The organism is Paraburkholderia gardini (genome assembly GCF_907164575.1).
In the GTDB taxonomy this organism is placed as follows: Bacteria; Pseudomonadota; Gammaproteobacteria; order Burkholderiales; family Burkholderiaceae; genus Paraburkholderia; species Paraburkholderia gardini.
This window is the reverse complement of the sequence record NZ_CAJQYY010000024.1, coordinates 59,662-71,495: the sequence shown is the minus strand read 5'-3', so window position 1 is coordinate 71,495 and position 11,834 is coordinate 59,662. Positions and strand designations below refer to the sequence as shown.

10 protein-coding genes are annotated in these 11,834 nt (G+C 63.2%); 3 read left to right on the top strand and 7 right to left on the bottom strand.

Annotated elements, in window-relative coordinates:
• Positions 1-27: 27 nt before the first annotated feature.
• Positions 28-525 carry a signal peptidase gene (locus LPA34_RS19555; RefSeq protein WP_228981279.1) on the top strand — a complete coding sequence of 166 codons (498 nt, stop codon included), beginning with the start codon at positions 28-30 and terminating at the stop codon, positions 523-525.
• Positions 526-544: 19 nt separating this feature from the next.
• Complete coding sequence (locus tag LPA34_RS19550; protein WP_228981277.1) at positions 545-979, top strand: excinuclease ABC subunit A; 435 nt, start codon at positions 545-547, stop codon at positions 977-979.
• 65 nt (positions 980-1,044) lie between these two features.
• Here the strand turns inward: LPA34_RS19550 and LPA34_RS19545 are convergent, their stop codons facing one another.
• Entirely contained in the window at positions 1,045-1,776 is a 732-nt protein-coding gene (locus LPA34_RS19545; protein WP_228981276.1) for a class I SAM-dependent methyltransferase, read from the bottom strand.
• A gap of 140 nt (positions 1,777-1,916) precedes the next feature.
• Between LPA34_RS19545 and LPA34_RS19540 the strand changes: the two genes are divergently transcribed.
• Positions 1,917-3,179, top strand: coding sequence for an NAD(P)/FAD-dependent oxidoreductase (locus LPA34_RS19540; protein ID WP_411179010.1), 1,263 nt, complete (start codon positions 1,917-1,919; stop codon positions 3,177-3,179).
• Between the two features lie 152 nt (positions 3,180-3,331).
• Here the strand turns inward: LPA34_RS19540 and guaD are convergent, their stop codons facing one another.
• From guaD to LPA34_RS19510, 6 genes are all read right to left on the bottom strand, one after another.
• Entirely contained in the window at positions 3,332-4,645 is a 1,314-nt protein-coding gene (guaD, locus tag LPA34_RS19535) for a guanine deaminase (RefSeq protein ID WP_228981274.1), read from the bottom strand.
• A gap of 124 nt (positions 4,646-4,769) precedes the next feature.
• On the bottom strand, positions 4,770-5,798 hold the full coding sequence (locus tag LPA34_RS19530; protein ID WP_228981269.1) for an adenosine deaminase: 1,029 nt from the start codon (positions 5,796-5,798) through the stop codon (positions 4,770-4,772).
• 84 nt (positions 5,799-5,882) lie between these two features.
• Entirely contained in the window at positions 5,883-6,890 is a 1,008-nt protein-coding gene (gene xdhC / locus LPA34_RS19525) for a xanthine dehydrogenase accessory protein XdhC (protein ID WP_228981268.1), read from the bottom strand.
• A 108-nt stretch (positions 6,891-6,998) separates the two neighbouring features.
• Positions 6,999-9,383, bottom strand: coding sequence for a xanthine dehydrogenase molybdopterin binding subunit (gene xdhB / locus LPA34_RS19520; protein WP_228981266.1), 2,385 nt, complete (start codon positions 9,381-9,383; stop codon positions 6,999-7,001).
• Positions 9,383-10,939: a xanthine dehydrogenase small subunit gene (gene xdhA, locus LPA34_RS19515; protein WP_228981263.1), complete on the bottom strand. Its 1,557-nt coding sequence runs from the start codon at positions 10,937-10,939 to the stop codon at positions 9,383-9,385. The genes xdhB and xdhA overlap by 1 nt, the downstream gene beginning before the upstream one ends.
• A 362-nt stretch (positions 10,940-11,301) precedes the next feature.
• Positions 11,302-11,808: a disulfide bond formation protein B gene (locus LPA34_RS19510; protein ID WP_228981262.1), complete on the bottom strand. Its 507-nt coding sequence runs from the start codon at positions 11,806-11,808 to the stop codon at positions 11,302-11,304.
• Positions 11,809-11,834: the final 26 nt, after the last annotated feature.

The following is an 11,834-nucleotide window of genomic DNA, read 5'->3' as shown; positions in this document are numbered from 1 at the left end:
GATCAAACCATAACGAGGGAAATAACAATGAAGATGCGTTACACGCACGGCGTCGTGGCAATCGCGGTCGCGTTTGCGGCTCTGTCCCAGACCGCGCAGGCGGGAACCGAGGTGAAGTCGTTGCCGCTGCAGGCCGTGCTCGGGCAGGCGGCACCCGCAGGGCAGGCCACGCCGGGAAGGCGCATGCAGGCTGTCGCGCAGCCGCAGTCGGGCGCCGATATCGCGTTGTTCTTCGGCGACGAGGCACACCCGGCGGTTCGGAGCCAGCTCGGTGACGCATCGGAATCGGCGCGTATTGCGCGCAGGACCGACGATCAAACGACCGCATGCAATCGCGCGCTGAGCGAAGCGGTCGACAAGTTGCGCACGTATGCGCATGACCATAACGCGAACGCGATCATCAATATCCGCACGAGTTTTCATAGCACCGAAACCGCGTCGACGACGGATTTCACGTGCGGTGTGAGTGGTTCCGCTGCCGCGCTGCGTCTGCGCGGCGACGCTGTTGTACTCGAAACCAACTGATAAAACGGGGAACATGATCATGAAACGCCATTTGATGTTTGCTGCAGTCTTCGCGTCGCTGATGACGGGCCAGGCCTTCGCGCGCGATACCATCAACAACTTCCCGGTCGACGCAGCGCTGAAGAGCGAGCCGGGCAAGGTCGGCGATGACATTCCGCTGTATTTCGCGGGCCAGAAGCATCCGGCAGTCGTGAAGTCGTTAGGCGAGTTCGCGACCAACAAGAAGACCAATGCATTCGGCAAGAGCGACGAGGCTGCATGCCAGCACGTGTTTCTGTCAGCGGTGATCGAATTGCAGGAGCGGGCGCGCAAGGAAGGCGGCAATGCCGTCATCAATATCAAGAGCAACTACAAAAATGAAGAGCGCGAGAGTGCGACCGAGTACACGTGCGGCGCGGGTGCCGTGGTGGCGGGTGTCGCGCTGAAGGGCGACGTGGTGACGTTGAAGAAGTAAGCGGCGCGTGTAGTCGTCGTGGCAGCGTGGCATGCGCCGCACTGCCACGGCAGGTCGGGTCGGCGTCAGGACGACGGCGTTCGGGTCGCTGCCACGTTGACCAGCGTTTCGCGACGCTTGCCGGGTTGCGGACGATGCAGGCCGAGCCGCTCGAAGAGACCGAAGTCCCTGGCGCGGCTCCACCAGAGATAGGGCAGTGAGATGTTGCGTTCGCCGAATGCGAAACCGGCGTCGCGGATCATGCCGAGATATCCGTCAGCGCTTTTCTGCACGTGCATCGGATGACGGAACAACAGACGGATCACCCATGACTTGATGTATGCATCGGTCGATTCGGCGAAGAGCAGCACGCCACCCGGTTTCAGCACGCGACGGAATTCCGCCAGTGCGCGTTCCTGTTCAACGAGGTGGTGGAATGTTTGATGGCAGAACACGATGTCGGCGCTGGCGTCGGGCATCGGCAGGCGGGCACAGTCGCCGTGCATGACATCGATGGCTATGTGCGGCGGGCAGGCGCGGGCCGCGTTTCTGGCGAGTGCGAGTGACGGTTCATGAAAGTCGACGCCGGCAATGCGAGCCGGCTTGAACGCTTCGGCGAGCAGGCGAAACGAAATGCCCTGGCCGCAACCCGTATCGACGATGACCGGTGCGGCCGGCAGGGGTGTATCGATCAGGCGCTTGAGGTCGTTGATCGCGACGCGCAGGACGTGGTGCTCCCACGTATGGGTTCGCAGGAACCAGATGCCGAAGGCCGTTTCCGGCACGTATGGCACGCGGGATGTTTCAGCTGGCGACATATGGTCTCCTCGTCGCGATGTAATGGTCGATTGACTGATCTGCGCGTCATTGTAATTGGAAGTCGATGACGCGTGAGGGGATGGCGGGTACAGGGCGCGCTCTGTCTGCGACAACCGTGGATTACCAGAAGAGGGTTACCTTGAATACGAATACTGATATTAATACTCGTACGAAGACGGGCGATGCGGTGGATGTCGCGATCATTGGTGCGGGGCCTGCGGGTTCGGTTGCCGCGGCGTTGCTCCGGAAGGCCGGGTGTTCCGTACTCGTGCTGGAGCGCCAGCATTTTCCGCGGTTTTCGATTGGCGAGAGCCTGTTGCCGCAGAGCATGGCTTACCTCGAAGAGGCGGGCATGTTGCAGGCCGTCGTCGAGGCCGGGTTTCAGTACAAGAACGGCGCGCATTTCATCGCGGGCGAGCGCGTATCCTCGTTCGATTTCCGTGACAAGCACACGCCTGGATGGGGCACCACCTATCAGGTCGAGCGGGGCACGTTCGATGACCTGCTGATTGGCTGTGCCGCGAAAGCGGGCGCCGAAGTACGCTTTGGGCACACCGTGCGCGCGATGCAGACGGGCGATGCGCCGGTCCTGGACGTCGAGAACGAAGCCGGCAACACGTACAAGGTACACGCACGATTTGTCCTCGACGCTAGCGGGTTTGGGCGCGTTTTGCCGCGGCTTATGAATCTTGAGACGCCGTCACGGATGCCGACGCGCGCGGCGATTTTCACGCACGTTCAGGACGGGATTCCGTTCGGCGCGATGGATCGCAACAAGATCACGGTAGCGGTTCATCCGGAGCGTCGTGACGTGTGGTACTGGATGATTCCGCTTGCGGGCGGGCGATCTTCGGTGGGGTGTGTGGCTGAAGTGGCGTTCCTCGATGTACCCGAGGAGGCGCGTGAGGCGAGATTACGTGAGTTGATCCGGCAGGAGCCTACGTTTGCGCGGTTGATTGGCGATGCACCGTTTTTGATGCCTGTGCGGCATATTGGCGGTTACTCGGCGAACGTCGAGCGGTTGCATGGCGCGGGTTATGCGTTACTGGGTAATTCGGGGGAGTTTCTTGATCCGGTGTTTTCATCGGGCGTGACGATTGCCGTGCGTTCGGCGCATCTTGCCGTGCAGGTTTTGTTGCGGTCGTTTGATGGCGAGGCTGTCGACTGGCAGCGGGAGTATGACGTGCCGTTGCGGAAAGGGATTGATACGTTTCGGGCGTTTGTTGAACGGTGGTACACCGGTGAGCTTCAGGAGATTATTTTTTATCCTCATCAGACGGATTCCATCCGGAGGATGATCAGCGCTGTGCTCGCTGGATATGCATGGGATGAGAGCAATCCTTATGTTGCTGATCCTGAGCGGCGACTCAAAACGTTGTTTGAGGTTTGTTCCCAAACCTAGTGGCTGTGTTTTTTTGTTGTTCTGGTTTTTGGGCCTTTCCTGGTTTTCGTACCGGTCTGTTTGTGCTGCCCCTTTGGCGGGGCGGCATTCTGGTTTTGTCTTGCCGATGCGGGTTCTTGCCAAAAACAAAAAAAAGCCAAAAAACAAAAACATCAAACCGCGCCGCGAGGCGCACCCCTCGAATGAACAAGCCTCCCACCCGAATAAGTCTCAAACACAGCGCGATCATCGCCTAAAAGAGCAAACGAGAACAACAACTCTTCAAGCGATTCACACCGGGCATTCCGCCGGGCAAGCACTCGCGTCCCCGCCGGATCAAGCACGACAAAATCCGCTTCACTACCCGCGGCAAGCGTCCCAACCCTGTCGCCAAGATCCAGCGCCTCAGCAGCACCTGCCGTCGCCAGCCAGAACATCCGCGTAGCGCTCAGATGATGTCCGTTCAATCGCGCAACCTTGTGCGCCTCATTCATCGTCTGCAGCATCGAGAACGATGTGCCTCCACCCACATCCGTCGCCAGCGCCACCGGCATGCCCGCTTCACCCGCCGCGTCGAAATCGAACAGTCCACTGCCAAGGAACAGATTGGACGTCGGACAATGCGATGCCACCGCGCCGGTCTCCGCCATCCGTCGACGATCCTCGTCATCGAGATAGATGCAGTGCCCATACACCGCGCGACGACGCAGCAACCCGTAATGGTCGTAAATGTCCAGATAGCTACGATGCCCCGGGAACAGGTCGGCCACCCACTTCACTTCGTCTCTGTTCTCGGCAACGTGGCTCTGGATAAATACATCCGGATGCTCGCGTGCGAGCACGCCGCACGCCTCCAGTTGCGCTTCGGTCGAAGTCGGCGCAAAGCGCGGCGTCAATGCGTACATCTGGCGTCCACGGTTGTGCCAGCGACCGATCAGCTCGGCGCTGTCGTCGTAACCCGATTGCGCCGTGTCACGCAGAAACTCAGGACAGTTGCGATCCATCAGCACCTTGCCCGCCACCATCCGCAAATTTCGCGCTTCGCTTTCGGCAAAGAGTGCATCCGCGGATCCCTTGTGCACGGTGCAGTACACAAGCGCCGTCGTCGTGCCGCAGGCAAGCAGCTCATCGACGAAAAAGCGCGCGGTGTCGCGCGCGTACGCCGGATCCTCGAAGCGACGCTCCGTCGGGAACGTGTACGTGTCCAGCCACGGCAGCAGTCCGGGTGCCGGCGACGCAATCATGTCGGTCTGCGGATAGTGAATGTGCGTGTCGATAAACCCGGGCACGATCAGCTTGTCGCGCATCTCGCTGACCTGTGTGCCCGGAGCGAGCTGTTTCGATAGCGCCGCATACGCGCCGCTCGCAACCACGTGACCGTCCTCGACGATCAGAAGGCCGTCTTCATTGAAGACCGCCGCATTGGACGATTGCGCGGGATCGCCATTGAAGGTCAGCAGTTGTGCGCGGTAAGCCGTTTGAGTCATGGAAAAACCGTCTCCGTCATAGGGAATCTAAAGTCTCAAGGCTGGCTCTCCTGCCAGCTCTTGTTGTCAGGGTTCAAAGCAGGGGAATGCACACGCAAGGCAAAACGCAACGCAAGCGCGTGCGTCAGGCGTTCCAGTGCGCGTCGAGCTTTGCGAACATCGCGTCGCGTTCTGCCGGCGTCACGAATGAAGCCTCAAAACTGTTGCGCAGAATCGTGTAGACCTCGGCATCGTTCAGCTTCAATGCCGCGATGGTCGCCACATAGTTCGCGTTCACATAGCCGCCGAAATACGCAGGGTCGTCGGAGTTCACCGTGACCGCGACGCCGCGTTCAAGCAGGTCCTTCAGCGTGTGTTTCGTCATGTCGTCGAACACGCACAGCTTGAGGTTCGACAGCGGGCACACGGTCAACGCCACGCGCGTATCGGCGAGGCGTGTCACGAGCGCGGGATCTTCGATGCTGCGTACGCCGTGATCGACACGGTCCACCTTCAGCAGGTCGAGCGCTTCGTAGATGTATGCCGGCGGCCCTTCCTCGCCCGCATGCGCGACGAGCTTCAGTCCCTTGTCGCGTGCCTTCGCGAACACGCGCCCGAATTTCGATGGCGGATGCCCACGCTCGGACGAGTCCAGTCCGACACCGATCAGGCGGTGACGGTACCGATCGAAAAGCGGCAGCGCTTCGTCGAAGGTGGCGAGGGCATCCTCCTCGGAAAGATGGCGCAGGAAACACAGGATCAGCTTGCTGGTGAGCCCGCGTTTTTCGGCGTCCGCAAGGGCACGTTCAATGCCGGCCACCGCTGTTGCAATCGGAACGCCACGTTCGGTATGCGTCTGCGGATCGAAGAAGATTTCGGTGTGAATGACGTTGTCGGCAAGCGCGCGTTCGGCGTACGCCATCGTCATGTCGTAGAAATCCTGTTCCTTGAGCAGCACGCTCGCGCCGGCGTAATAGATGTCGAGGAACGATTGCAGATCGGTGAACGCATACGCAGCGCGCAATGCATCGATCGAGTCGTACGCGAGCTTCACGCCGTTGCGCTCAGCCAGCGCGAAAATCAGTTCGGGTTCGAGCGAGCCTTCGATGTGAATGTGCAGCTCCGCTTTAGGCGCGGCTGCCGCTTTGGTAGTGAGGGCGTCGATTGGGGTCATGTTCTGTCGTGTACGTTTATGTCTGTGGAGCTTCCTTCGCTCCTGATATTGCGGGTTTGGTACTGATTCTGATTAATGCTGTCCTCAGGCCGTTTGCGTCGCATGGGCCTGCGCTTCGACGGCCTGGAGCAGTTGCGCGGCCGCCGAGATCGCGATGATTTCCGGCGACTTGTCGATGATGCCGTCCACGCCGAGCGGGCATTTCATCCGCGCGATCCGCGAAGGATCGATGCCGCGGGCGGCAAGCCGGTGCTCGAACTGCTTGCGCTTCGAATGCGAGCCGATCATGCCGAAGAACGCAAAGTCGCCGCGCTGCAGGATGCGCTCGGCAAGCGCCAGATCGACGCGATGATCGTGTGTCATCACGATGAAGTACGTGTTCGGCGCGGCACGGTCGACGGCTTCGTCGGGCGCGTCGTTCGCGTCGATCGTGAGGTTCGGCGCGTTAAGCGTTTCGCGCGGCGGGAACTGCGCGTCGCGTTCGTCGACCCACAGTACGTGGCACGGCAGCGTCGCGAGCACGCGCACGAGCGCGGCGCCGACGTGCCCTGCGCCAAACAGCACGACGGCGAAGTCGCGCGGCGCGATCGTCTCGGTGAGCAGCGCGCCGCTCTCGTCGAAACCGGCGCCGTCCCACAGCAGACAGTCGGCGCCTTCGACGCCGGGTTCCGGATCGGACAGCATCACGGCATCCGGAGCGGGGCCGAATGATACGCTACGCACGGTCGACTGGCCGGCGGCGTTGCGTCTCGCAAGCGACGTCACCCAGCCAAGATCGCCGACGTCGAGCCGTTCGAACGCAAGCACCACGGCGCCGCCGCAGCACTGTCCGAGACTTGGGCCCAGCGCGAAGCGTTCGAGCCTGCGCAGATGCGGCGTACGCATGCCGTCCTTGAGCACCTGACGCGCGGTCTCGATGGCCTTCCACTCGAGATGTCCGCCGCCGATCGTATGCTTCGCGGAATCGCGCGTGACGATCATCCTGGTGCCGGCATCGCGCGGCGCGGAACCCTCGGCGCGCGCGACCGTCACGAGCACGACGGCATCGCCGTGAGCAAGTAGCTGTTGCAGATCGGGCAGCCAGGTTTGCATCCGTCTTTCTCCATACAGGGCTTCACGGGATCGCCGTAAGGCCGGTTATGTGTTGCTGCGTTGCTGTCGCCGTGCGTTATGTGCGCGGCGACTCGCGTATTAAAGGCTTCAGGCTGTCGAATCGGCCGTTGCGGGTGCCGGCGCTGGCCGCGCATGCAGTTGCGCATGCAACCGCATCGCGTCGATCGCATCGAGAATCGCCTCGGGCGTCGCGGGCGCACGCAGCGGCGGCGCGACATCCGCATCCGGCGCCACTGCGGCGATCGCGTCGCGCAGCGCGAGCAGCACCGAAAACGGCAACAGCAGCGGCGGCTCGCCGACGGCCTTCGAACGGAACACGGTCGGCTCGGCATTTTCGTTGCGATACAGCTTGACGTTGAATGCCGCGGGCGTGTCGCTGACAGCAGGAATCTTGTACGTCGAAGGCGCATGTGTCATCAGGCGGCCGTCACGATTCCACCAGAGTTCCTCGGTGGTGAGCCAGCCCATGCCCTGGATAAATCCACCTTCGACCTGACCGATATCGATCGCGGGATTGATCGACTGACCGACGTCGTGCAGGACATCCGTGCGCACCAGCTTCCATTCGCCAGTGAGCGTATCGACGACGACTTCCGACACCGCCGCGCCGTACGCGAAATAGTAGAACGGATGGCCGGTGAGCGTCTTCGCGTTCCAGTGGACTTTCGGCGTCGTATAGAACCCGTCGGACCACAGCTGGACGCGCGCGAGATACGCTGCGTTCACCAGTTGCGCGAACGGGATCGATGCGTCGCCGATGCTCACCATGCCGTCGGCGAACGTCACGTCTTCGACGGCGCCGTTCAGCTGCTGCGCGGCGAGCGCGGCCAGCCGGTCGCGTATCGTGCGGGCGGCGGCTTCGGCGGCCTTGCCGTTCAGATCGCTGCCGGTCGAGGCAGCCGTCGCCGACGTGTTCGCCACCTTCGACGTATCGGTCGCGGTGGCGCGCACGCGCGACAGCGCGACGCCGAGTTCGCTCGCCACCACCTGCGCGACCTTCGTGTTGAGCCCCTGGCCCATTTCGGTGCCGCCATGATTGACGAGAATCGAGCCGTCCTTGTAGACGTGCACGAGCGCGCCGGCCTGATTCAGGAACGGCACGTTGAACGAGATGCCGAACTTCAGCGGCGTCATCGCGATGCCGCGCTTGAGCACGGGGCTCGTCGCGTTGAACGCGGCGAGCGCGTCGCGACGCGCCCGGTAATCGCTTGTCGCGAGCAGTTCTTCGGTCAGCGGCGCGATGACGTTGTCCTCGACGCGCTGTCCATACGGTGTCACGTCGCGTTCGCCGACGCCATAGTAGTTGGCGGTTCGTACATCGACCGGATCGCACTTCAGCTGGCGCGCGATGCTGTCGAGCATCACCTCCATGACAAGCGCGCCCTGCGGTCCGCCGAAGCCGCGAAACGCGGTGTTCGACTGGGTGTTCGTCCGGCAGCAGAGCGTGAGGATCTCGACGTCGGACAGATAGTAGGCGTTGTCGAAGTGACAGACGGCGCGTGTCGCCACCGCGCCCGACAGATCCGCCGAATAGCCCGCGCGCAACGCAATCTCGACGCGCGCGCCGAGAATCCGGCCGCTATCGTCGAAGCCGGCTTCGTATTCGTAGATCGCGTCGTGGCGCTTGCCGGTGATCATGAAGTCGTCGTCGCGATCGGCGCGCAGTTTGACCGCGCGCTGCAGCTTGTGCGCCGCGAGCGCGGCCACGCACGCGAACAGCGCCGACTGCGATTCCTTGCCGCCGAAACCGCCACCCATGCGCCGGCATTCGCACATGACGCTGTGCGTCGGCCAGTCGAGCATATGCGCGACGACGTGCTGCATCTCACTCGGATGCTGCGTCGAACTGTAGACGAGCATGCCGTCCATCTCCTTCGGCAGTGCATACGCGACCTGCCCTTCGAGATAGAACTGCTCCTGTCCACCCACTTCGAACGTGCCCGAGATGCGATGCGGCGCGGCGGCGATCTTCGCTTCGGGACTGCCGCGCTTCAGATGCAGGGGCGGCAGCACGAACTGCTTTGCCGCTTTCGCTTCGGCGGGCGTGAGCACCGCTTCGAGCGGTTCATAACGGACGACGTCGTCGCTCCTTGCAAGCGACGCCGCACGCCGCGCGAGTTCATGACTTTCAGCGATGACGGCGAAAACGGGCTGGCCGAGGTACAGCACTTCGCCGTCGGCGAGGATCGGGTCGTCGTGCAGCACCGGGCCGCAATTGTTTTCGCCGGGAATGTCGGCGGCCGTCAGCACCGCGACGACGCCCGGCGCGTTGCGCACCGCATCGAGATCCATCGACACGATGCGCGCGTGCGCATGTCGCGACAGACCGAGCGCCGCGTGCAGCGTGCCCTGGAGTTCGACGATGTCGTCGGTGTAGGTCGCTTCGCCGCTCACGTGCAGCGTGGCGGATTCGTGCGGTAACGCGGCGCCAGCGGCGGATTGCGTCACGAACGCATCGGTTTGCCTGTTCATCACAACGGCTCCCTTGCCGCATCGGCGGCTGCTTCGCCAGGTTCGCCCGCCTCGAATGCGAACGCGTTCACATCGGACAGCGCGAGCGGCGCGACGTCGCGCGTTTCCAGATGAAAGCGCCACAGCAGATTGCGCGCGACCTTCAGCCGGTAAGCGCTCGACGCGCGCATGTCGGTCAACGGCTGATAGTCGGCGGTGATCGCGTCCATCGCGTTGCGGGCGCAGGCTTCGTCCCATGACGCGCCGGCCAGTGCCGCTTCGGCCTTTGGCGCGCGCTGCGGCGTCGCCGCCATGCCGCCGAACGCGACGCGGGCTTCCGCGATCGTGCCGCTGGCGTCGATCTTCAACGCAAACGCCGCGCAGACGGCCGAGATGTCCTGATCGTACCGCTTCGAGACTTTATAGGTGCGAAAGCGCAGATCGCGCGCGGGACGCGGCACGCGGATCGCCGCGACGAATTCGCCGGGTTGCAGCGCGCTTTTCTGATAGCCGACGTAGAACGCATCGAGCGGCAGCGTGCGCGTGGCGCCGCCGTGCCGCAGCACGACTTCGGCGCCGAGCGCGATCAGTGCGGGCATCGAATCGCCGATCGGCGAGCCGTTCGCGACATTGCCGCCGAGCGTGCCGGCGTTGCGGATCGGCAGCGAGGCAAAACGCGTCCAGAGTTCGGCGAGTTCGGGATAGTCGACGGCGAGCGCCGCGTACGCGTCTTCCAGCGATGCGGCCGCGCCGATGGTGAGCGTCTGCGCGTCTCGCTCGATGGTTTTCAGTTCGGCCACGTTGCCGATGAAGAGCACGTCGCCGAGATCGCGAAACTGCTTGGTCACCCACAAACCGACGTCCGTGCTGCCAGCCAGAATGCGGGCTTGCGGATGCCGCGCGCGCAACGCAGCGAACGCCTCGACGGTGACGGGCGCGTAGAACGTCGGCGAGCCGAATGACGCGCCGCGCGCATCGGGCGCGGTGTATTCGAAGGTGTCGCTGCGCTGGAGGGTGCGCAACGCTTCGGCGATGGGCGCGCGCTCGAGCGGCACACGCGGATACTGCTGATAGTCGAACATCTTCTGCGCGGCTTCGACGATGGGCCGATAGCCGGTGCAGCGGCACAGGTTGCCCGACAGCGCGGTGTTGATTTCATCGCGCGAGGGCAGGCCGGCGCTGGCGGGCTGGTTCTCGTAGAGCGCCCACATCGACATCACGAAGCCCGGCGTGCAAAAGCCGCATTGGGAGCCGTGACAGTCGACCATCGCCTGTTGTACCGGATGCAGCGCGCCCCCGGCGTCGCGCAAATCCTCGACGGTGAAGAGCGCGCGGCCATCGAGCGTCGGCAGGAACTGGATGCAGGCATTGACCGCTTTCAGCGTGAGCGCGCCGTGCGCGTCGCATTCGCCGACGACGACCGTGCACGCGCCGCAATCGCCTTCCGCGCAGCCTTCCTTGGTGCCTGTGCAATGGAGATCCTCGCGCAGATGCTGAAGCACGGTGCGCGACGCGGGCACGTCGCGCACTTCACGGACGGACCCACGGTAGAAGAAGCGGATGGTGTGCGTTGTCATGGCGAATCCAGAAGACATTGCGGACCGGGCGCGCGTTACGCATGGGGTCGTGCCGTAGCCGGCCTCGCGCACGTAGATCGCCATCCATGACCGAAGATAGCACCGTCGGGCACCAGAAAGTATTTCGGTCCGATGATGCGGGCTATCAGCCTGCGGTCATGCCATCCGTACGATTCGTATCGCGCGGACAGGTTGCGTCGCGCCGGAAAAATCGCGGAGCCATGCGGGGCGGGGGAGAGCGGCCGGTGCGGGCGTGCGACGAGGGCAGAAACAGGAGTGCCGGAGCCGGCCAGGTGTTTACGCGCAGGCGGCCCGCGATGGGCGCGGCCTGCGCGTTTTTTGCGGATGCGTGCAGCGGGGCGTTAGCTGCGGTGACGGTTGCGCACGATACTCAGGGCGAGCAGCACGAACGTGATCACGAACGCGATCAGCGACCACGTAGGCAGCGAAAGCCCGAGGATAGGCGGATACGGCGTTTCGCAGAGGCCGGCTACCTTGAAGACGGAGGGCAGCCAGCGCGCGGGCGGCAGGCTGTCGACAACCGGTTGCAGTGCATCGAAACCGCAGCTGAAACCCGGGTGCGCCAGCACATGGATATGCCGTGCCGCCGTGACGATGCCGCCCAGCGCCGCCAGCGCGGCCAGCACTTCCAGCAGCCGCACGCCGCGCCAGCGGTCGAACCGCGCGCCGAGGAACGCGAAAATCGCGACCAGCAGGAAGAAGTAGCGCTGGATGATGCACAGCGGACACGGATCTTCGTGCTTCACGAACTGGAGATAAAGTGCGCCCGCAACCAGCGCGACGCAGATGAGACCGAGCAGGACGAGCCATGTGCGCTCGCTGCGCAGCACGGGATCCCGATGATGCATGAGGTGGTTTAGAGCCATTTTGATAT